Here is a 22,811-nt window from a genome sequence, read left to right on the forward strand (position 1 = left end):
ACGCAAATAGAAAGCGGATAATATTTAAGGAAATTCACGTGAATCCTATCGTAAAGACTTTCCAGTACGGTAACCACACAGTTACCCTTGAAACTGGTGTTATGGCGCGTCAAGCGACAGCCGCTGTTATGGCTAGCATGGACGATACGTCTGTGTTCGTATCTGTAGTTGGCAAGAAAAAAGCGGTTGAAGGCCAAGACTTCTTCCCGCTAACAGTTAACTACCAAGAGCGTACTTACGCTGCAGGTAAAATCCCAGGTGGTTTCTTCAAGCGTGAAGGTCGTCCTTCTGAAGGCGAAACACTGACTGCACGTCTGATTGACCGTCCAATTCGTCCGCTATTTCCTGATGCATTCAAAAACGAAGTTCAGGTTATTGCGACAGTGGTTTCTGTAAACCCAGACGTAAACCCAGACATGATCACTATGATCGCAACGTCTGCGGCACTGGCGATTTCAGGTCTGCCATTCAATGGTCCTATCGGTGCGGCACGTGTTGGTTACATCAACGATCAGCTAGTTCTTAACCCAAGCAACACTGAGCTTCAAGAAAGCCGTCTAGACCTTGTTATTTCTGGTACTAAAGACGCTGTTCTGATGGTTGAATCAGAAGCTGATCGTCTGTCTGAAGAACAAATGCTGCAAGCTGTTGTTTATGGTCACGACCAGCAGCAAGTTGTTATCGATGCAATCAACGAATTTGCCGCTGAAGTTGCTACTCCTTCTTGGGATTGGGCTGCTCCGGTAGTTAACACCGAACTTAAAGCGCGCGTTGCTGATAAAGCTGAAACTCGCCTTTCTGATGCATACCAGATTACTGAGAAAATGGCGCGTTACGACGAAGTTGGTTCTATTAAGAACGACGTTGTTGAAGCCCTTCTTGCTGAGAGCGAAGAACTTGATGAGCGCGAAATCCGCGGCATGCTAAGTTCTCTAGAGAAGCACGTTGTACGTAGCCGCATCATTGCGGGCAACCCACGTATCGATGGCCGTGAAAAAGACATGGTTCGTGCGCTAGACGTACGTACTGGCGTTCTTCCACGTACTCACGGTTCTTCTTTGTTCACACGTGGTGAAACTCAGGCACTTGTTACTGCAACGCTTGGTACACAACGTGATGCACAAATCATCGACAGCATCATGGGTGAGAAGAAAGATCACTTCCTTCTACACTACAACTTCCCTCCATACTGTGTAGGTGAAACGGGTTTCGTTGGTTCTCCTAAGCGTCGTGAAATCGGCCACGGTAAACTGGCTAAGCGCGGTATTGCTGCAGTAATGCCTTCTGTTGAAGAGTTCCCATACACAGTACGTGTTGTATCGGAAATCACAGAATCTAACGGTTCATCTTCAATGGCTTCTGTATGTGGTACGTCTCTGGCACTTATGGATGCTGGTGTGCCAATCAAAGCGTCTGTTGCGGGTATCGCAATGGGTCTTGTTAAAGAAGGCGACGACTTTGTTGTTCTTTCTGACATCCTTGGTGACGAAGATCACCTGGGTGACATGGACTTTAAAGTTGCGGGTACTGACGACGGTATCACTGCATTGCAGATGGATATCAAAATCGAAGGTATCACTAAAGAGATCATGCAGATCGCTCTGAACCAGGCTAGAGGTGCGCGTAAGCACATCCTGAGCGTGATGGACGATGCAATCGGTACTCACCGTGATGAGATTTCTGAGTTTGCTCCTCGTATCTATACGATGAAGATCAACTCTGACAAGATCAAAGACGTTATCGGTAAAGGTGGTGCAGTTATTCGTGCACTAACTGAAGAAACTGGCACAACGATCGAAATCGAAGATGACGGTACAATCAAGATTGCCGCGACTGAAGGTACTGCAGCGAAAGAAGCAATTCGCCGCATCGAAGAAATCACTGCTGACGTTGAAGTTGGTCGCATCTATACTGGTAAAGTAATGCGTGTGGTTGACTTTGGTGCATTCGTTTCTGTTATCGGTGCCAAAGAAGGTCTGGTTCATATTTCTCAAATCTCTCAGGAGCGTGTTGAGAAAGTGTCAGATCACCTAGAGCTAGGCCAAGAAGTTAAGGTTAAAGTTCTGGAAATTGACCGTCAGGGCCGTATCCGCCTAAGCATGAAAGAAGCACAAGCTGAGCAAAATCCTGCGCCAGCTCAAGACGAGCAGCCACAAGGCTAAGTCTTTCTTCTTAAAGCATGTTATAAAGGGGCTAATAAGCCCCTTTTTTTATAGTAACAATTCAGAACACTGTAATATTACCCAATAGTTTTTATCGAACGTGCTAATTTATAACTATAAACCCCGCGCTTTCTTTTGCTCTTGAACGATATAACGGTGACTGAACAGCGACAGAAAGAGATGAACGGTTTTTGTATGTCAGGGAGAACGGCATTGATAGCAAACAGGTTAAAGCTCGCATGTTTTGCGGCGATGATGATATTAACGGGCTGTACAGCATCATCTCAATCGAATTGGACTCATCCACCGATGGCAGTGCCACTTCAGCCAACGATTCAGCAACAAATTCAGTTAGCGCGTATTGATCAGCTATTAAAGCGCAATGATCTGGATAAAGCGACCGTCGCGCAAATGTATTATGAACGTGGCTTGCTGAATGACAGTCTGGGCCTGCGTGATTTGGCTCGCCTGGATTTTAATCAGTCGTTATCACTGAAAGCGAACCAGCCGGATGTGTTCAATATTCTGGGGGTGTATTTTACGCAGAGTGCCCACTTCGATGCGGCATATGAAGCCTTTGATTCGACCCTTGAGCTCAATGTTCAGCACCCTTTTGCTCAGCGTAATCGCGGTATTGCCCTGTATTATGGGGGGCGACTGGATCTGGCGCATGAAGATCTCCTTGCTCATTACCAGCAGGATCTGAATGATCCTTATCGGGTGATCTGGTTATATATACTGGACCGGGAACGCACACCTGAAGCGGCGATTGATAAGTTAAAACTGCGTTTTGATGCGAGTGACAAAGAAAGTTGGGGCTGGCAGATTGTGAGTTTGTACCTGGGTGAAATCACCGAATCCCAATTCTTAGCGCAAATAGCCGGAGAAAGCGAAAATAATGATCAGCTGGCAGAGCGCTTAACCGAAGGTTATTTCTACCTCGCCAAGGCTTATGAGCTGCAAGGTGATTACCCTGCCGCTATCATGCTGTATAAATTAACGCTGGCAGGCAATGTTTACGAGTTTGTCGAACATCGTTTTGCCTTGCTTGAGCTTAGCCGGGTGAGGTCACTGTATGAAGCGCAAAACGGATCGCCAGAAGCAGAATAATTCCTGATCAGAAACTTGCTAAAGAAAAAGCCGCGATGTTCGCGGCTTTTGTGTCTTTATACTAATAGGTACAACTCGGTCAGTTCGGTTATTCGATGTTCAGGCCAGCCAGGTTATGCCAGTAACCATTACAATGGTGGCCATTCTCCAGCGGATGGCGGATCGTACTTCCTTCATTGCTCCGGAACGTATCGACTAGCCCTAAGGTATCGATACCGAGCGGGCTTAAACGCACCACATCAACTAGCTCTTGCATCCCTTTCAGATCATTGATCAGGTTATAGCAGTAGCCTGATTGGGTCTGAATACCATTTAGGGTGAATACTTTTTGTGTTTCCTGGCTGTTGACGGTAATACCATTAGGGTACTTAACGCAGCACGTTTCGCATTCATCTTTTGCTTTGTCTTCAGCTCGGGCTGTAAAGCAGCGGGCTGAATAGGCTAATGGCAGGTAGCCATAGCTGAACACTTCAGTCTCAAACTGGCCGCGGATCCCCAATTTTTCGCAATCAGTCATGACGTTTTGCAGCCATTCGCGAGACAATTCTACCGGCATGCACCAGCGCACCATGCCTTTTTTCAAGAACAGGTTCAGGGTCTGGGCGTTGTAACAGTTCACCGCCGGGCCAACGACAAAAGGAATACCTTTTTCGTGTGCGAGCTGAATGGCTGAAACATCGTTGGCTTCAACGATGAAGTCACCATTATCAATGTACTTTTTCATCACATTGACTTCGCTTGGTGCCTCCAGCAGCGCCATAGTCGACAACACGACTTGTTTACCGGTTGCTGATATATCTTTAGCGATTTCAAACCAGTGTGCTGGTTTCATTTCACGGCGCTTAGAGCAGACGGTTTCACCTAAATAGATGATATCGGTATTAGCATTTTTGGCTTGCTGATAAAACGCCTCGACATCTGTTTTTGGCCAGAAATAAAGCAGAGGACCCAGAGAGTATTTCATTATTGGCTCCTTTTATTGCCATTTGCGGTGATAAGCACCAAGAGTCGTTTGTTTACCTTCAGAGACATTGCCCAGGCATGCATTCCAAGCGGGATCGACGCTATAGCCTTCAGGGTTTGCCAGGTAACGGTCAATGGCGGCACGCCACGTTTTAGTCACCTGCTCTACATAAGCGGGACTACGCTGGCGACCTTCGATTTTGACTGACGCTATATTGGCTGCAAACAGTTCTGGCAATATTTCTAAGGTATTCAAGCTGGTTGGCTCTTCCAAAGCGTGATAGCGCTTACTCTCACCATCGATGCTGACATCAAAACGGCCTTTGCAGAGGGTTGGATAACCGGCATTTTCGCCTTCTTTGTAGCGGTCAATTAACACGTCATTAAGGCGTGATTCCAGCCCGTCAGAGGTTTCTAGCCAGCGAACATATTTAGCTGGCGAGCAGGCTCCCACCGTGTTCGGTGATTCACCCGTCATGTACGATGACAGGTAGCAGCGTCCTTCCGACATAATGCACAGGCTGCCAAAGGCAAACACTTCGAGTTGCATATCGGTATTACGGGCCAACTGTTTAACCTGGTGAATCGATAATACGCGCGGCAGAACCACACGTTTTACATTAAAGTTCTGCTTATAGAAATCAATGGCTGCGGTGTTGGTTGCAGACGCCTGCACAGATAAATGCAGCTCCAGATCCGGGTATTTTGTCGCGGCGTACTCCAGCACGGCAATATCGGCAACAATTAACGCATCAACACCCATTGCGGCGGCATTATCGACAGCCTGGCTCCAGCGGTTGAAACCGTCAGGGTGAGCAAAAGTATTCAGAGCAACATGCAACTTGCGGTTGTGATCTTTGACATACTGCACGGCTTTTTCGAGTTTACGGCCTGTGAAGTTAAGACCTGCAAAATGGCGGGCGTTAGTGTCATCTTTAAAGCCGATGTACACCGCATCTGCGCCGTTATCAATGGCAGTCTTCAGCGCTGGAAGGTTACCAGCGGGGCAAAGTAGCTCCATATTATTTTTATCTACCAGTGTAGGAATAAAAGTATTGGAGCAAATAGTAGGGGGCTTGTTGCCCCCTTGTTTTGACATTGGGCAGGTTTTGTTGATTTAGGATGATTTTTTTTGAAGTATATCTCATTAATCTTTTCGGCGGCTGTTCTTAACCAAAATCGCTTCCAGTTCGTTTTTCGGTAACGGACGATAGAAGTGGAAACCCTGGATATAGTCACAGTTCAGGTTCGACAATAGCGTTGCCTGCTGATGGGTTTCAACCCCTTCGGCGACAATGCTCATGTTGAGAGCCTTACCCAGATTGATGATGTTCTCTATCAGGGTGACCTGTTTCGGTACGCTATCGATATCATTGATAAAAGCACGGTCGATTTTGAGTTCATCTAACGGGAATCGAGCCAGATAAGAGAGCGAGGAATAACCGGTACCAAAATCATCAATAGAGAGTGCGAACCCGAGCTTCTTTATCCCATTGAGCATCTGGATGGTGTGCTCACCATCGCTCATTACCGCACTTTCTGTTAGCTCGAAGGTAATATCATTGGCATTGACGCCAATACTTTTTTGCAGCTTCTCAACAAAGGTAATTAAGTTAGGGTTACCAAACTGCTGTGGTGATAAGTTGATTGCGACCCGACCCGGTAAGATCCCTTGCTGTTTCCAGCGGCGTACCGTCGTAAATACCTCTCGCATAACCACCCGGCCGACCTGTTCAATCAAGCCGGAGCGTTCAGCAACCGGAATGAACTGGGCTGGGCTGATATAGCCTTCAACCGGATGCTTCCAGCGCACCAGAGCTTCCGCGCCGTCGATAGCAAAATCCCGGGCATTGACTTTCGGCTGATACCAAACCTCTAATTTATTGTTTTGTAGTGCTTTTTGTAATTCAATTTCCAGCCATAAACGCATTCGCGCTTCTTTATTCATGGCTTCGCTGAACTTGACTAAGCGGTTTCGTCCCCGGTTCTTTGCCTCATACATTGCCGTATCAGCATTTTGCAGCAAAATTCGGGCATCATTGCCATTGCCGGGAGAGGTGACCATGCCGATAGAGCAGGCAAGGTGTTTACTGAAATGGTGAAGGTCAAACGGCTGGTTAACCAACGCGATGATCTGTTCAGAAATTAAATCACCGGTACGGTCATGTTCAGGATCCGGTATTAAAACACCGAACTCATCACCGCCCAAGTGGCCGAGAATGGCATTTTCCGGTAATAAACGACGCAGGCGCTGGGAGATTTCTTGCAGCACCCGGTCACCAATGTGATGGCCTAATGAGTCATTGATATTTTTGAAGTTATCAAGATCCATATACAGCATCACCAAAGGCGTTTCATTGGCAATCAGCTGCTCTAACCGCCGGCTGAAACCATGGCGATTATAGAGACCGGTCAGTGGATCGGTATGAACCAGATGTTCGATCTGACCTTGCTGAACGACGTGTTCAGAAGCGTCTTTCAGCATGACTATAGTAGCAGGTGAGCCAAGCAAGGTGATGTCAGAGGTCGAGACCAGTAGAGGACGTTCGCTGCAGCAGCGAGGGCTGGTATGGCATTTACGCGGTTCACTTTTGGGTTGCTGGTGTAACTGTTCACCTAAAATACGCTGGCTATGGCTGTCAACCAGCAGGCGGCCGAGCTCTTCACCTAATAATTCCTTTGATGATTCAAACCCCAACAAGTTTGCTGCGGCCTCGTTAGCGGTAATAACGGTATTGCTTTCGATAATACAGATGCCATCAGAGATCAGCTCGTTAAGCTGGTACAGCTGATTTTCGAGTTCTTCTAAGGTATTGACCAGTATCTGTCGTTCAGAGGTGTCGGCTGAGTGCAGAACAATATGCTGAATATCGTCTGCGTGATTACGCAGAGGAGAAAGGCTGAAGTGCAGGCTGGTGTCATGACGGTTATCGTCTAAGACCACTTCGCCCTCGACTGACTCACCACTGAATGCGCGCTCATAGTATGGGCGTAACGAGTTATAGAAGGCCTGACCAAGGATCTCTTTATCATTGCGTCCGACCAGCTCGTCACGCCGAAGGCCGCTGACTTCACAATAGCGATTATTTACCACAAGGTAGTTATGATCTTGGTCTAGCACTGCAAACAGAAACGGACTGTTGTCTGTGAGCAGAGGGAACCAGTAATTGAGTTGCTCTGTCGGCATTGAAGCACCGTATTCCGTATGCAGGTTAAGTGTAAATATTCACCTGAACACTATTTCTTCCAATATACGCCTCGAAAGGGTTTATTTATCTTTATAAACCCGGCGCTTTCTCTTTGTTTTTGGACGAAATAGCCACAAGTTGAACAGCTATAGAATTGTGACGATTGAATTCGGTTGTTGTAATCCAGCCGTCGTGCTCTGTAATATAACCCGTGAGCAAGGCATAATTCCAAACTTTGCGTCGAGAGGAACGTTTTTTTTGACTCAAGGCATAAAATCGCCTCCCCAGCTTGCCATACAATCAGGTATTAAATGCGATGATGATAGGAAAAGACCAACAGTGATAGCCCAACTTCGAAAGCACATGGTTCAACACGGTCCAGCTTTACTGCGTATTCCAGCAAAACTGACGCCATTTACTATTCAGAAGAAAATGATGTTAGAAGGCTTAACGTTGGTTTTCAAAGAAGCACTTGAAGATGGTGATTTTGAATTTCTTGATGAGCGCTGGTTGAAAGTTGAAGTCAGAGATCTGGGGCTGCACTGGTATATCAGTTATCAGGATGACAAGCTGGTTGTATCGGATCAGGTAGAGCAGGAAGATGTAAGCTTCAGTGGTGAGTGTAATGACTTAGTGCTGATAGCTGCACGCAAAGAAGATCCGGATACTTTGTTTTTCCAACGTCGTCTTCGTGTTGAAGGAGATACCGAACTGGGACTGGAAGTGAAAAACCTGATGGATAGCATTGATCTGGATTCATTGCCGGCCCCTCTTAATTATTTATTGCAGCAATCAGCAGATTTCATCCAGAAAGGGATGCAGGACGCGAATACTGATAAAGAGGTTATTAATGCTCATTAGAACCGAAGCGCCAGCAGACATTCTTCCTATAGACCGGTTGCTTAAAGATGTATTCGATACTGAAGCCGAAGCGAAACTGGTGATGAAGCTACGGGAAAACAGCTGTCGGACTTTGTCGCTGGTGGCTTGCAGCGATGAAGGGGAAGTGATTGGTCACCTGTTCTTCAGCCCTGTAACGGTTGAAGGACAGGATGACCGCTGGCAAGGTTTGGCACCACTGGCCGTAAAATCTGAGTATCAGCGTCAGGGGATAGGTAAAGCCCTGATGGAAGAAGCGAAAGACATTCTGATTGAGTTTGATTATCCGGTTATTGTTGTACTTGGTCACAGTGATTACTACCCGCAAGTGGGATTTGAAAAAGCGGCGGATCACGGATTACGGTGTAGCTGGCCGGTACCGGAAGAGGCTTTCATGGTGCTTGAGTTGATACCTGATACATTAGCCGGTAAAGCCGGCGTCGTTGAGTATTGCCAGGAATTCTCTGAACTGTAATCTCTGAATGGTCATGCCAATACGTATAGTATATTCTCGGCAAAGACATGACTTAGAAATACCACCTGCGGGTGGTATTTTTGTACCGATGGAAAGGTAATTGGTATTAAGGTAGGATTGCCGCCCAAGGTGGTTTAATGCCAATTGGTATAACACAATTTACGACGGGAATTGAATGAAACAGCGTGATATTCAGGTATTGCAGGAAATGGGGCTAACCTATTGGCAGGTGCGAAAACCTGAGCTTTTTCCTGAGATGATAATACCGGTTATTGATCTACCCGAAAGTTGCAAATTGCTGTTCATTACCCCTGACGAACTGGATGAACACGATGGCTGGTTGTTTGGCCGCATTCTGAGCAGCATGAAGCTGACACCAGAGCAGGCCTTGACTTTACCACTTGAAGCATTGGAGCAAGTGGGAGAGCACCATTTAGTCTGGTGTTGGTTTGCTGGCTGCCAGGGTGTACACCCCGCAGGTTGCCAGGTACTGACATCTTGTTCGTTGAAAGCGATGCACTCTAACCCGGCGACTAAAAAAGCCTTATGGCAGCAGATTTGTTCATATGACACATAAAATTGTACCTCTCGAACCACAGCACCATGATGATGTCTGGCGCATTGAACAGGCGGCTCACGCCTTTCCATGGGCTGAATCGTTAATTCGTAACGCCCCCAATAAAATTGCAGCCAACTTTGTCTTGCTGGCCGATGCTAAGGTGATTGGTTATTGCTTTGGTCAGAATGTGGCAGGTGAAGCCACTTTATTGAATATTGCCATTGATCCGGCCTGTCAGGGCAAGGGTTATGGAAAGGTATTGCTAGAAGGTTTTATCGAGGCGTTACAAGCGCGTAATGCCGAAGAAATCTGGCTTGAAGTTCGCGCCAGCAATACCCGCGCCTACCAATTATATGAAGCCATCGGTTTTAATGAAATCAATCGCCGTGTTGGTTATTACCCTGCTGATAACGGGCGTGAAGATGCGCTGATCATGACTTATATGATTTTCTAAAAGACGATCTTTTGAAGTATTGTTTTCAAAAAAAGCGCCGAAAGGCGCTTTTTGTTTATGGTCTAGAATCTAGAATCTAGAATCTAGAATCTAGAGACTAGAGACTAGAGACTAGAGACTAGAGACTAGAGACTCGAATCGAGAGACTAGAACCTAAAGCTCGACACCGTCGGCTGTAAGACTAGCTATATTCCTGTTCTACCTCAGTAATATCGACGGGAGGGGCGATGAACCCCTGATATGCACAAGTGTTGAGCGTAGCGGCATAATCAACTTGTTCTCTGGTCTGAATGCCTGTCAGGATGATATTGATCTCCATCCCTCTTGCAATATTGATCAGGGCCCGGCATAACTCGTTTTTATGATGGTTATCCTTGGTTCTGGCAAAAGACTGATCGAGCTTCACATAGCTTGGGCGCAACGACTGCAGGTAGTCCATCGAGCTTAGCTGGCGGCCAAAGTGGTCGATCCCCCATTCGGCACCGGTAGCCTTGAATATTTCACTCAGGTGTTCACAAGCTTGCTGATTGGCATAAATTGCCGACTCAGGCAGCTCAAAGAGTAGTTTATTCGTATACGGTGAATCAGCGAGATAGCTGGCCAGCCAATCCCGGAAGTCAGGATCGGTAATACTGTGCGTCGTCAGGTTGATTGCTACCGGGGTCTGGCTCTGCTTTAGAATGCCATTTTGATGCAGGGACTTGATTAAACACCGATCTAAGGCCGCGCCTAGCGCCAGCATTTCAATATAGGGCATGAAGTGTCTGGCAGGTATACGTTGCTGGTCATGTTTTAGCTGGCAGAAAATTTCCTGGTGAATGATGGTGCCATCATGGTGGTAATGTACCGGTTGCCAGCGAAAGCTGAATTGCTGGTGGCTAAGTGCACTACTTAACATGTCACGCCACTGCTCTTTAGAGAAAAGCAGTTGTTGCTGATTTTCGAACCAATGGTAAACCGTGTTGCCTTGCACCGCTTGCTGTAGCGCATTATCGGCTTGAGCCAGCAGCTCAGAGGCTGAATTTTGATTGCTGCGTTCACTGATGCCAATGGCAAAACCGTGGTTTGGCTGATAACCCGCTTTACTGATTTCCTGGTTGATCGTTTGGATCAGTACATGCAGCTGTTTTTGGAGTTGCTGGTGATCCTGTTCGGTTAACAAGAAAGCAAACTCATAGTCGGCTATCCGGGCGACGACTGTATATGATTCATGGTTTAGCTTTTGTTTAAGTGTCTGTGACAACAAGTGAATGGTGTCATCTCTTATCTGGAAACCAAGCTGATTATGCAACTGATGCAACCAATCGAATTTAGCCAGTAAAATGGCCCCCGTTCCCGGTTCGTCCACCCAGCTGTTGATACGATCAATGAAGTATTGGCGGTTGGGTAGGGCTGAAACCTTATCAATAAGGTTATTTTCCCGTAAGGTGATGACCTCTTCATTGAGGATAAGAAAGTTCTGTTGGAGCTGCTTCGACATATTATTGATGCCGATAACAACGGGGCGAAGTTCCTGTATTTTTGGTACCGGTAAAGGTGCATCAAACTGATGTTGAGCAATTTGATGGGTATGAGATGCGATGGCATTGAGAGGACGCAGCAGACGGCTTAAAGTAAATCGGGCGAGTAGAGCGATCAAAATAAATAAGCCGCAGAATATGATCAGGCTATTTCTGACGATTTCCCATAGCTGAGTGTTTGCAACATCAGCTTGAGTCACCATTTTTAGTTCAGCCAGATCCATCCAACCGGAGCGGATCATGGTTGTTTCTTCAGGAGCGGAGAAGAGGTTCAAACCGATAAACCAAGCCGGGGCCTCAGCCTTTTCATCGGTGCGTTTCCAGCTTTGTTGGTGGCCGTCAACCACCCAGGTTAAAGTGATTTCCTGATAGCTGCCTTTTGTAAATAAAGCCTGGAGCAGTGTTTCAACGCGATCTGAATCCCCCGCCTCTAAGGCTGGTTCCAGGGTAACCGCTAAGGTTTGGCTGGTATTGTTAAGCTCAGAGTCCATTTGGTGCGCTAAAAGCTCTCGGATCTCTGTAAATTGTATATAGCCGATACTGGTAACAACTAACAGAAAAAGCCCCAGAAGCAGAGAGTAAAACTGTTTAAAAATAGACATATAAAACAAGGTTCCAAGTTCAGAATTGTATGCCGTATTTTTCGGATACATTCGATACCAGCATGATTAATCATAAGGCTTTGGTATTAATGACAAAAAATGGCTGTAATGGCCAAGTATGACTTTTGTCATTGGCAGGCCGCTTTATCAGCAAGCCCGCATAAGTCGACGCTTTACTGTTAAGGCTGTTGATCTACCGTATAGATATGCCATCTCATTTCTGTCGCCTTATTGCTTCCGGTGACTTCCGCAATCACTCTGCGGTTTCGCTGGTGGGCAATTTCACTGTCGCTGGGATCGATGGGGCGAGTGAACCCGTAGCCGACCGCTTTCACCCGTTCGCCATCAATATCGAATTCTGTAACAAGTGCTTCTGCAATGGCATCAGCCCGTTGCTGAGAAAGAGTCATGTTTTTCTCATGAGATCCAATCTTACTGCAGTGCCCTTCAATGGTAACCTGAGTATCCGGGTAGCTACGCATGAACTTTGCCAGTATATCGATTTGTCCGTAGAAACGAGGTGAAATATAAGATGAGTTATTGGCAAACAAAATATTCAGTTCACGGCGCTCAGCGATCGACCTGACTTTGCCGCAGCCGTCATTATTTACCTGGGCACCATGAAAGGTTTCTGCGCACATTTCTCTGGCTTTGATCACCCCGTCACGATCGAGATCTTGCAAGTCATGAACCTGCTTGGTCGAGGTATCCATCGCGATAATGTCGTTATTGGCACATCCGGCAAGCAGCAGTGCAGCGATGACTGCAAGACAGCGGTTTATTTGCTTAGCCCCGTTCATTTACGCACCCCGCCTTCATATTGATCTTCACCGAGCCAGGTATCAGGTGTGGTGATCCGAAGTGCACCGAGTAGCTGACCGGTCGCATTAAGGATCCGGTACTGGGCCGTGATTTCATCGAATTCGGCGCTAAGGTAATCTTTACGGGCTTCAAATAACTCATTTTCTGAATCAAGTAAGTCAAGCAACGTTCGTTGGCCAATCTTAAATTGTTGGGTATAAGCTTGTTGCGTTTCTTTCGCTGCAACGACATGTTCCCGGAGGTATAGCTTTTGTTCATTAACAAACGTTCGGGCATTCCAAGCCAGGGTGGTACCCTCAACAATATCTCGATAGGCACGCTGACGCAGTTCAGTGGCTTCCCCCTGTTTATAAGAGGCTTCTCTGTCTCTGGCCTGATCTTTCCCCCCTGAAAACAGGTTATATCTCAGCCTTACCATGGCCTGTAATTCATTGCTTTCACCACCGACATCTGAGGTTATGCCGCTGCCATCTACTCCATCCACGTTTTCATCCCAGTTCCCGGAGAGTTCAAGGCTGACTTGCGGGTAATAGTTCGATTTCGCCGACTTGCGCTCATATTTTGCTGCTTGAATATCACTATTAGTCGCTTTCAGGGTTGGATGATCTTCTTGCGCCCATTTAAGTGCTTCATCCAGGCTGGCTGGTATCATCTCTGCGTCCGGAACGGGCAAAATCACATCATCGGGCACACGGTTGACGACTTTCTGGTACTGGCTTCTGGTATCAAACAGGTTGTTTTTTGCAGCGACCAGGTTCGACTTCGCCCGGGCTAAGCGCCCTTTTATTTGTGAAAGATCCGCGGTTGAACCCAATCCTGATTCGGTTTTTTCTTTGATTCGTTCGTAAATTTCCTGGTGGTTAACCAGGTTTTTTTCCGACAGCTTAACAACTTCCTGAGCCTGCATGTAATTGAGGTAGACTTTGCTCACTTCTAGCGCGGTGTCTTCAGCCGTGCTGAATAACGTCCATTGCTCTGAGCTGGCTTCGTTACTATAACGGCTGACTTCACTGCTGGTAAAAAAGCCATCAAACAGAATTTGTTTCAGGCTGATACCCAATTCACGACGGTCAAGATCAATCTTGTCATCATCATCAGAGGTTTGTGCCTGGCGGCGGGTTGAAGGGCTGTCTGTCTGCTCCCAGCCATAACCTGCCGTGAGATCAACCGTTGGTAAGTAACCTGTAAATGCTTGGTTAACTTGCTCTTCACGACCTTTGAAGCGGTTAAAAGCTTGCCGAATTTCCGGGTGGGTATCTAACGTATACGCGACTGCCTGCTCCAGAGTATGAGCGAGTGCTGAAGCCGGTAACAGCACAGATGCCACGGCCAGAGCTGCCATGCTTTTTCTTAGCGACTGGCGAACATGGTGTATCATTTATTTGTCTCCATTATCATTATTATTTAGCGCTCTCTTAGCGCTGTGTCCCTAGCTCTTAATAGCGGATTGAGAATATACTCAAGCACCGTGCGTTTTCCCGTGATGATGTCGACCGAGGTTAACATGCCCGGAATAATCGGCATTGGCGTGCCATCTTTTTTGACTAAATTTGAAACTTCAGTACGAATGCGCACCAGATAAAAGCTGTTGCCTTCTTCATCTTGAGTGGTATCGGCACTAATGTGTTCGACGGTGCCGTCAAGACCGCCATAGCGGGTGAAGTCATAAGCGGTCACTTTGACCATGGCGGGTAAACCGGGGTGAAGAAATGCGATATCTTTCGGCGCAATCTTCGCTTCGATAAGCAGTTGGTCTTCGGTTGGCACTATCTCGATAATATCGACACCAGGTTGTACCACACCGCCTAACGTATTGATGTGTATGGTTTTGATCGTACCATTTACCGGTGAGGTTATCACCGCTTTATCGACTTTATCCTGAGCACCGACCTGGGCTTCTGTCAGGCGAGCCAGACGGCTATCAAGCTCATTCATTTCGGCCCGCGCTTCCTTGTTATAGGTCAATACCGCTTCTCGACGTTTCAGAATGCTTTCATCAGATGCCGCTTTGACCTTTGGCTTCATCAGGTAAAGTGATGATAACTCACCTCTTATGTCGTTGACCTGACGCTCAAGCTTGAGCAAGTCGACTTCTGAAACGATGCCTTTTTTAGCGAGCGGGCGAGTCATATCCAATTCGCGGGTGATAAGCTGCAGACTGCTTTTTAAGGTTTTTATCTTGGATGTCAGCTCCTGGCTTTCCTGTTGTTTTTGCAGGATTTGTCTGGCCAGAATTTCTAACTGGTTGATCAGGCCGTCAAGGCGTCCGGTATATTCGGCTTGCTGGCGTGCCAGTATTTTGGGTTCGCCTTTGGTGAGATCGGCCGGAAAAATCAGCGGCTGGGGGATCACCCTGACTTGCTGGCGCCACTTTGTTGCCCGTGATGAGATCTCGATACTGGCGAGTTCATGCTGAAGGCGAATGATATTGGCTCGCAAGCTATTTTCTTCCTCTTCCTGCTGGGCAAGATCGGAGCGAAAGCGGGTGTCATCGATACGTGCTAATGGTTGATCCTGGCTGACCATCATGCCTTCTTTGACATACATGGCTTGCAATATCCCGCCATCGAGGCTCTGAATGACCTGGATCTGCGAGGAGGGGATCACTTTACCGCCACCGCGGGTGACCAGATCCAGCTGGGCAAAGAATGACCAGACCAGAAATGAGACTACCATCGCCGCAATCGCTCTGATTAACAAGCGGTGGCGCAATGGCGAATCGATCATCATGGCACTGTAGACGTCATCCGTCATGTCCAGCTCAGCAGACATTAATGACTTACTCATTGCTACCTCCGGTACTCACACCGGCACTGAGCTTTTTCAGCACCTCATCCCTTTTACCATTGAGTAATATCTGTCCTCGTTCAAGAACAACAATACGATCAACCAATTTCAACAGAGACATTTTATGGGTGATCAAGATGAGGGTGCGGTCGCGGCCTGCTCTGTCCATGGCATGGATGAACTGTTTTTCGGCATAGGCATCCATACTGGCGGTCGGTTCATCCATCAGCAGGATAGGGGGATCGTTCAAAATAGCGCGAGCCAGTGCCACTGACTGACGTTGGCCCCGCGACAGGGCTTCCCCTCTCTCCCCAACCTGTTTATCAAGCCCTTCAGAATCTTGCGCGGTAAACAGCGCCACACCGGATAATTGAACCGCACGGATCAGCTGATGCTCGGTGACCTGACGGGTGCCAAACATGATGTTGTCACGAATGGTACCGTGAAACAGGGTGATATCTTGCGGCAGATAACCAATATTACGGCGCAAATCGGCAGGGTGGATCTGCTTGCTGTCGATACCATCGAAACGCAGGCTGCCCTGGCCGGGTTGATATAAGCCAGCCATCAGCTTGGCGATTGAGGTTTTACCGGAACCATTTTTGCCGATAATTGCGACCTTTTCGCCCGCCTTGAAGGTCAGTGACATCGGATACAAAACGGGTTTTTCTGTATTGGGGTAGGCAAAGTTAATATTGTCCGCCTGAATGTGACCGGTCAGTCGTTTGCGGCTGATCAGATGCCCCTTGTCGGCAAACTCATCCTCTTCATTCATGATGGTGTCGAGTTGGCGCAAAGCACTCATGGTCTGGTTACCACGGGTTAGCAGGCCGGCCAGCTGTGCCATTGGTGATACAACCCGGCTTGATAACATGACCGCGGCGATGATCCCACCCATAGAAATGGCACTGTCGGCAACCCGGTAAACCCCGAGGATCACCACCGCAATGGCGGTGAGCTGGGTAATAAAGGTTGCCAGATAAGAGACTGAATTTGAAATCTTCTTAACTTTTAGCTGCCAATTCGCCGTGTGGGAAATCATCTGTTGCCAGGTACGCTGCACAATACCTTCAGCAACGTTAGATTTGATGGCTTCCATGGCAGCCAGGCTCTCGATTAGGTGACCATGTTTGAGGCTGGCATATTTATTACTTTCTTCAACGGCGGCTTTTAACCGAGGTTGAATGAAGAGGGTATAACCGATAATGATCATTCCGGCAATAAGGGGAACGACAGCCAGATCGCCAGCAACGAGATAGATAATCGTAAGAAAGAGCAGGGCGAACGGCAGGTCGACAAGCGTTGTAATAGTGGCTGACGTGAGCATCTCGCGCACACTGTCAAATTCACTCAGCTGTTTTGCCATTGCACCAACGCTAGGGGATTTTTTCTCCAGCGGTAAGCCCATGGCTTTGGCAAATAGCCGGCTCGATACAATGATATCGATTTTTTTCCCGGCGATATCGATGAGATGGCTACGCATATGGCGCATGATAAAATCAAAAGTAAACGCGATTGCCGCACCGCTCGCCAGTACCCACAATGACTCGAATGCCAGGTTCGGCACAATTTTGTCATAGACATTCATCATGAACAGCGGTGAAACCAGCGCAAACAGGTTCACGAATACCGATGCAAGCAAAGCGTCGCGGTAGATCGGGCTGGCATCTTTAACCATCTGCCACAACCAATGGCCTTGCTGGTTGTGCTGGTGGATATCAATGCTCTGATCGCCGCGGTATTGCTGTTTGATCAAAAAGGTGTAGCCGACATAGAGCGCTTCCAGCTCTTCAAGTGCCAGCTCGCTTTCGCCACCATTCTCGGGCAATTGGATCACGGCTTTATTGTTGGCGGGATCCAGCTCTCGCAACAGGCACGCTTTCTTGTCTTTGAGCAAAAGCACACAAGGAAGCAGGATAGGGGAGATCTGCTCCAGCGGCTTACGAATAAGCTTGGCCGTTAAACCCGCCCTTGCTGCGGCCTGTGGCAATAGATCAGTGGATAACCACGCGCCAGAAAGCGGTAAGCCTGCCGTTAAAGCATCGCCAGAGCAGGGGTTGCCATAATGTTCAGTTAATAGCACCAGGCAATCGAGTAATGGGTCTTCAGTAGTCTGTACTGAAGGCGGAATACTCCACTGCGGTTTTATTTTTTCAGCGGTTGCTGTTGCTGTCACTACTACTTCTCGCTTTCATTTAAAGACGCAACAAAAGGGTGCGGTTATGTGACCGCACCCTTTCGGAGGATACCAATTACTATATATTTTCAATTTCAGGAATATCGATTGTTATCGTGTTGCCGCCGTCTGCGTATGTAATCTCACCTGAATCGATGATAAGTTGTTGTGATTCATCGTCAAATATCCCATTTGTGATGATACCTTTCATCTCATCAAAGTCGGAACCTCTAAGTACGATCTCCTGATCAAATGTATTGTCGCTGTTGGTATCAATGGATATGACAGTATCTTCACCATTATTTTCACTATGGAGTCTGATGATTGCGCCATCGTCAATCAGGTCAGAAATATCTAATCGGTCGTTGTCAGAATTCTGTCTGAAATCAGTGACTAAATCGCTGACGGCGTGGATACCTGATACTGTGCCGCTATTGCTGATATCGTCTAATGTCCACAAGAAGACATCATCACCATCACCACCAATCAGCAGATCGTTATCAGTACCACCTTCAAGGGTGTCATTACCACCTTGGCCGAACAGGATATCATCACCGGCACCGCCTTTGAGGGTATCGCTTTGATCGCCATCTCGAGATAAATCAAACTCATCAGCATGAGTGCGAATATAATCATGAATAGCAGCGGTATCAATTAAACCTGTGTTTTGACCGGTACGAGTGGCGACATATTCTTCCAGTGCTGAATAGCCTTGACCATCAATGTCATTGAATTTGATGATATCACCAAAAATAATGTCATTTCCGTCATTACCATCAACGGTGTCACTGCCTGGCAGATGACTTTCAATGTGACTCAAGATTGAGCCGGCAAGGTGGTCCACTTTTATGTCTGATTGTGGAGTGTTGTCCGAATCGAACTCTTTAAGAGAATCACTACTAATTGAATCATTGATCCCAATCGCTTCAACAGTTACGCCTGCAGCTTTAAGGGTTTCGAAGCCGATTTTTCCTTCAGTTGTATCAATAGGATTGACCGCACTTCCCCCTGTTCGGGAGACAAGTTCATATCCTCCCTGACCATCAGGACGTGCTGTGCCAAGGTTTTCTTTGTTGTGATAATAGGTATATTTTACGTTACCATTTTCGTCAATTTTAAGTGATTCGTGATCACCTAATTCAAATTTGGCTTTACCACCACTGTAATGTTCCGATAAATATTTTTCAAATGCGATCTCTTCTTGATTGTAAATTACCTTAAAATCGTCAGATTGTGATTCGTTATATGAAGTGGGTGCACCATCTGTAATAAAGTAGGCGAGGTTAGTCGCATTACTGTTGGCTTGAGCGGTATCTGATAAAAACCAATTTGCGGTGGTTTTAAATACATCTTCATAGTTTGTCGAGCCCTCATTATTGAATGCATTGAGTACACCGGTGAGTGCTGAAATGGCATTCTTACTATTGAGGTCAACGGTTACACTGGTATGAGCCGTGTTGTCAAAATCAACGAGATGGACATTCACTTTGCCGGCATTGTGTTGGTCAGCACTTGCTTTTAGTGAATTGAACACATTAAGCAGTTGTGTCTTTATACCAGTAATATCGCCATCACTTAGACTTCCGGATGTATCAATCATAAAGGCAATATTATAATTTTGTCCCGGAACCTCTACTGTGCTCTCGATATCCCCAATAATAACGTCATTGTTTTCCGTACCTTCAATATGATTATCACCCGATGCCCCGGTATTATGAGCAAATTCACGAAGAGATACAGGTACATCGACTTGTGCTTCCGCACTGCTACTATTACTGGTTTCAGTTGAGCTGGCTGTGACTTTCAGGTTGAAATCAAGTTCACCATCATATTTCTCATCAACCACTAACTTCACATCACCAATAGCACTACGCAAGATATTAAATGACTGGTTACCCTCAGCATCGGTTATTGCTGGTTTCATTAACAGCCCATCAACAACGAGTTGAATACCTTGAGGGATACCGTCGATTGAGACCGTCTCTCCCAGCTCTTCACTGCCGTCAGAGTCCTGCAGTGTCGCACTGATATTCAGTGGAATATACCGGACAGTGAGTACATCAAAGTTACCTTGATCGTCGATTTCAACGATTGCATCATTGAAGATCAGGCGGTCTATTTCGTAGAGGTGGTCACCGGAATCAAGTTCTGGTGAATTTGAGGCATTGGTATCAATACCGCGACTGTCATTGACGAGCCAATAAGGTAAGCCACCACCATGATCATTCTCAAATGCAAACCGATAATCATTGATGTTCCCACTGTAAATGACAGTATCAATTCCATCATTTGTTTTATCTGACGTTGCATCATCACCATAAATTGAGTCGTTATTTCCATCCGCGATGAAAACATCGTTCCCAGCCTTACCTAGGAAGTAGTCGTTGATATCTGTTCCTTGTATTAAGTCGTTGTTTTCACTGCCAACTACAAAGCGGCTTTCGAAGGTCCCCCCATTAATTGATAAATTAGGGATTTGACCTGAAATTATCTTATCTGCAAGATCTGGGGCACTGGTGTCGAATGAAGGTTTTGCATGTACTTTTTCAATATCCCCCACAGTGACATTTAGTACTGGTGCATCTGCGATAGCCTCAATATCGAGCGTCAATGTTGCTTCTTTGCCGGTGTTGGTGGTGTACGTTACTTCCGGCAATGCGCCAGCGTAGTGTTCTGCTGGTTCAAAGCTGTAGCTGCCGTCCGCGTTCACTTCCAGCACGCCTTGGCCAGGCAGCGTTACGCCCACCGTGCCATTGACTAGCGTGTGCTCGGTGCCATCGATTTCGATGCCGGAGATGGTCAGAACGTTATCGACATCATCGTCGTTAGCCAGCAGGCCGTTGTCAGCGTCGACGATGAGCGGGGTGTCTTCGGTGACGGTGTTGGTGTCATTTTCCAGCACGGATTCGTCATTGACGGCAATAACATTGACGGTTGTTGTCGCGGTATTACTGTTGTCGTCACCATCGTTAACGGTAACCTCGATAATGCGATCTGTGGTATCAGGGTTATCACTGCTATTACTGAAGGTAATTGCTTTAATGGCAGCTTCGTATTCTGCTAGCGTTTTATCACCACTAAATATTAGGGCAATATTACCGTCGCTATCTACAGTTCTTTCGACACTTATACCATTTAGAATATTGGTGAAATCGAATTCATCACCTAGTTGTGTATTCGTTAGTACGATTTTTGCACTGACGATATGTGTATCATCAACATCACTGATGGCTATATCTGAATCAGCAATAGCGACGCCATTACCATCTTCTGTAAACGTAGTTTCGTAATCGTTGCCAAGGTTGCTTTCTTCTATGCGAATAACCAGATCGTTGTAATCTTTATCTCCGCCGTTTGACATATCTTCAATTTTTATGGTGATCCCATCGGCCTGTTCTTGGAAATGAACGGCTCCATCAGTATTAAATTCTGAGTCGGAGAAATAAACGGTATTGCTAGATGCAACGCCATCAATTTTTAATGTTGGAAACGTCCCGCTAGTATCAAAACTTAAATTTGGATCGTTATGAATTAGATTCTTTCCATCAGCAATAAGGAAAAAACGTACATCCTTAGCAGCTAAATCCAGTGAACCTAAACGATCACCCTGGCTGTAATTACCATTACTATCCATCATGATGATCTGTGGATCGATCGGCTGACCATTTGCGTCCAGACGATAGACGCCTAATACATTGCTATTATCTGCAGATTCACTTTCAAAATAGATTTGCGTGCTATCGCCACTGAGGTCGAGAGTAGGGGCTTCGTTGACATTTTTAAGGTCAAGTGCAACAGATAGGCGATTGCTTACCGCATCATGATCATCATAAATATCAACACCAATCGACTTAGCTGCATTTAATCCAATAGGTTCATCGGCTGTATTTTCATACTGGAGGGTTTTTAGCGCTTGCTCGAATTCTGCTTTTGATAAAGGAACACCATCTTTAGGTTCAAGTATCCACAAACCAACTTCTTTACCACTAGAAGAGTCAATGTAATTCTGCTGTGTTAACGTGAAACTATCTTTTAACGATTCAGGCAAAGTTAAGAAATCATTAGTGCTGTCATATGCATTTTGACCATCACCCTCTATATCAGGAGTAATGGTAATAATTGCCTTCGACAAGTTATCACTATCTATATCGGATAGCTTAATCTCCGTAAGAAGACTTTGCTTACCAGAACCTTCTAGATACTCAGCATCTACCCAACTATTTTGATCCATACCTGGGTATGTGATAACCGGCGCATCGTTGGTGCCGTTGATGGTGATCGTGATGTCATGGGTGGTGCCGTCTGCGGTTGCCACCGTGATGGTGCGCGTCACTGGAGCGCTATTGCTGTCCAGCGCCTGCACAACTCCGTGGTTGTTGTTCAGCTCGTAGGTCCAGTTCCCCTGGTCATCGATGCTGAAGGTACCGTAGTCGCCATCGGCCACTTTGGTCTGTTCAACGAACACCGCTTCGCCTGCGTCTGGGTCAACCACGTCCAACTTGCCTGCCGCGAGTTCGGTCACGTCTTCTTGCACCGCGCCCGCGTCGGCGCCCGGTACGCTAGGTGTTACYTYCGCKCYATCGTCGCTGCCGGTGATGGTYACTGTGATTTCGTGGGTGGTGCCGTCGGCGGTTGCCACTTCGAGGGTGCGCTCGATTGGGTCGCTGTCGCTGTCCAGCGCCTGCACATCGGTGTGGTCGTTGTTCAGATTGTAGGTCCAGTTACCYTCGGCATCGATGCTGAAGGTACCCCAATCGCCGTCGGCCACGTCGGTCTGTTCAACGAACACCGCTTCGCCTGCGTCTGGGTCAACCACGTCCAACTTGCCTGCCGCGAGTTCGGTCACGTCTTCTTGCACCGCGCCCGCGTCGGCGCCCGGTACGCTAGGTGTTACTTTCGCGCCATCGTCGCTGCCGGTGATGGTCACTGTGATTTCGTGAGTGGTGCCGTCGGCGGTTGCCACTTCGAGGGTGCGCTCGATTGGGTCGCTGTCGCTGTCCAGCGCCTGCACAWCGSYGTGGTYGTTGTTCAGATTGTAGGTCCAGTTACCCTCGGCATCGATGCTGAAGGTACCCCAATCGCCGTCGGCCACGTCGGTCTGTTCAACGAACACC

At 47.1% G+C, this 22,811-nt stretch carries 15 protein-coding genes; 6 read left to right on the top strand and 9 right to left on the bottom strand.

The window, feature by feature from the left end:
- Positions 1-38: 38 nt before the first annotated feature.
- Positions 39-2,162 carry a polyribonucleotide nucleotidyltransferase gene (gene pnp, locus L4D76_RS07965; protein WP_428440386.1) on the top strand — a complete coding sequence of 708 codons (2,124 nt, stop codon included), beginning with the start codon at positions 39-41 and terminating at the stop codon, positions 2,160-2,162.
- Positions 2,163-2,375: 213 nt separating this feature from the next.
- Entirely contained in the window at positions 2,376-3,272 is an 897-nt protein-coding gene (nlpI, locus tag L4D76_RS07970; RefSeq protein ID WP_428440399.1) for a lipoprotein NlpI, read from the top strand.
- A gap of 88 nt (positions 3,273-3,360) precedes the next feature.
- On the opposite strand, the gene L4D76_RS07975 is transcribed toward nlpI, so the two are convergent.
- The 3 genes from L4D76_RS07975 to L4D76_RS07985 all read right to left on the bottom strand — a co-directional run bounded on the left by L4D76_RS07975 (position 3,361) and on the right by L4D76_RS07985 (position 7,422).
- A complete protein-coding gene (locus L4D76_RS07975) occupies positions 3,361-4,236 on the bottom strand; it encodes a U32 family peptidase (RefSeq protein ID WP_428440387.1) in 876 nt (291 codons plus the stop codon).
- 12 nt (positions 4,237-4,248) lie between these two features.
- Positions 4,249-5,256: a ubiquinone anaerobic biosynthesis protein UbiU gene (ubiU, locus tag L4D76_RS07980; protein ID WP_428440400.1), complete on the bottom strand. Its 1,008-nt coding sequence runs from the start codon at positions 5,254-5,256 to the stop codon at positions 4,249-4,251.
- A gap of 126 nt (positions 5,257-5,382) precedes the next feature.
- Positions 5,383-7,422 carry a sensor domain-containing protein gene (locus tag L4D76_RS07985; RefSeq protein ID WP_428440388.1) on the bottom strand — a complete coding sequence of 680 codons (2,040 nt, stop codon included), beginning with the start codon at positions 7,420-7,422 and terminating at the stop codon, positions 5,383-5,385.
- Between the two features lie 340 nt (positions 7,423-7,762).
- On the opposite strand from L4D76_RS07985, the gene ubiT reads away from it, so the two are divergent.
- From ubiT to rimI, 4 genes are all read left to right on the top strand, one after another.
- Complete coding sequence (gene ubiT, locus L4D76_RS07990; protein WP_428440389.1) at positions 7,763-8,284, top strand: ubiquinone anaerobic biosynthesis accessory factor UbiT; 522 nt, start codon at positions 7,763-7,765, stop codon at positions 8,282-8,284.
- Positions 8,274-8,777, top strand: a complete 504-nt coding sequence (locus tag L4D76_RS07995; RefSeq protein WP_428440390.1) for a GNAT family N-acetyltransferase — start codon at positions 8,274-8,276, stop codon at positions 8,775-8,777. The genes ubiT and L4D76_RS07995 overlap by 11 nt, the downstream gene beginning before the upstream one ends.
- Positions 8,778-8,952: 175 nt before the next feature.
- On the top strand, positions 8,953-9,354 hold the full coding sequence (locus L4D76_RS08000; RefSeq protein WP_428440391.1) for a DNA polymerase III subunit psi: 402 nt from the start codon (positions 8,953-8,955) through the stop codon (positions 9,352-9,354).
- Complete coding sequence (gene rimI / locus L4D76_RS08005) at positions 9,344-9,790, top strand: ribosomal protein S18-alanine N-acetyltransferase (protein WP_428440392.1); 447 nt, start codon at positions 9,344-9,346, stop codon at positions 9,788-9,790. The genes L4D76_RS08000 and rimI overlap by 11 nt, the downstream gene beginning before the upstream one ends.
- Positions 9,791-9,971: 181 nt before the next feature.
- Here rimI and L4D76_RS08010 read toward each other — a convergent pair whose 3' ends face one another.
- The 6 genes from L4D76_RS08010 to L4D76_RS08035 form a co-directional block, all read right to left on the bottom strand.
- On the bottom strand, positions 9,972-11,912 hold the full coding sequence (locus L4D76_RS08010) for an EAL domain-containing protein (RefSeq protein ID WP_428440393.1): 1,941 nt from the start codon (positions 11,910-11,912) through the stop codon (positions 9,972-9,974).
- Between the two features lie 179 nt (positions 11,913-12,091).
- Entirely contained in the window at positions 12,092-12,712 is a 621-nt protein-coding gene (locus L4D76_RS08015) for an OmpA family protein (protein WP_428440394.1), read from the bottom strand.
- On the bottom strand, positions 12,709-14,112 hold the full coding sequence (locus L4D76_RS08020; RefSeq protein ID WP_428440395.1) for a TolC family outer membrane protein: 1,404 nt from the start codon (positions 14,110-14,112) through the stop codon (positions 12,709-12,711). The genes L4D76_RS08015 and L4D76_RS08020 overlap by 4 nt, the downstream gene beginning before the upstream one ends.
- A gap of 26 nt (positions 14,113-14,138) precedes the next feature.
- Positions 14,139-15,521, bottom strand: a complete 1,383-nt coding sequence (locus L4D76_RS08025; RefSeq protein ID WP_428440396.1) for an HlyD family type I secretion periplasmic adaptor subunit — start codon at positions 15,519-15,521, stop codon at positions 14,139-14,141.
- A complete protein-coding gene (locus tag L4D76_RS08030; RefSeq protein WP_428440397.1) occupies positions 15,514-17,697 on the bottom strand; it encodes a type I secretion system permease/ATPase in 2,184 nt (727 codons plus the stop codon). The genes L4D76_RS08025 and L4D76_RS08030 overlap by 8 nt, the downstream gene beginning before the upstream one ends.
- Before the next feature lie 79 nt (positions 17,698-17,776).
- Positions 17,777-22,789 (bottom strand): VCBS domain-containing protein, encoded by a 5,013-nt coding sequence (locus tag L4D76_RS08035; RefSeq protein ID WP_428440398.1) that lies wholly within the window; start codon positions 22,787-22,789, stop codon positions 17,777-17,779.
- Positions 22,790-22,811 lie beyond the last annotated feature (22 nt).

It is taken from the genome of Photobacterium sagamiensis (assembly GCF_050337085.1).
Classification (GTDB): Bacteria; Pseudomonadota; Gammaproteobacteria; order Enterobacterales; family Vibrionaceae; genus Photobacterium; species Photobacterium sagamiensis.

Coding starts and splice junctions, on each gene's coding strand:
- L4D76_RS08020 (WP_428440395.1), bottom strand. CDS start 14,112: ATGATACACCATGTTCGCCAGTCGCTAAGAAAAAGCATGGCAGCTCTG.
- rimI (WP_428440392.1), top strand. CDS start 9,344: ATGACACATAAAATTGTACCTCTCGAACCACAGCACCATGATGATGTC.
- L4D76_RS08000 (WP_428440391.1), top strand. CDS start 8,953: ATGAAACAGCGTGATATTCAGGTATTGCAGGAAATGGGGCTAACCTAT.
- L4D76_RS07995 (WP_428440390.1), top strand. CDS start 8,274: ATGCTCATTAGAACCGAAGCGCCAGCAGACATTCTTCCTATAGACCGG.
- L4D76_RS07975 (WP_428440387.1), bottom strand. CDS start 4,236: ATGAAATACTCTCTGGGTCCTCTGCTTTATTTCTGGCCAAAAACAGAT.
- L4D76_RS08010 (WP_428440393.1), bottom strand. CDS start 11,912: ATGTCTATTTTTAAACAGTTTTACTCTCTGCTTCTGGGGCTTTTTCTG.
- L4D76_RS08025 (WP_428440396.1), bottom strand. CDS start 15,521: ATGAGTAAGTCATTAATGTCTGCTGAGCTGGACATGACGGATGACGTC.
- L4D76_RS07985 (WP_428440388.1), bottom strand. CDS start 7,422: ATGCCGACAGAGCAACTCAATTACTGGTTCCCTCTGCTCACAGACAAC.
- ubiU (WP_428440400.1), bottom strand. CDS start 5,256: ATGGAGCTACTTTGCCCCGCTGGTAACCTTCCAGCGCTGAAGACTGCC.
- L4D76_RS08015 (WP_428440394.1), bottom strand. CDS start 12,712: ATGAACGGGGCTAAGCAAATAAACCGCTGTCTTGCAGTCATCGCTGCA.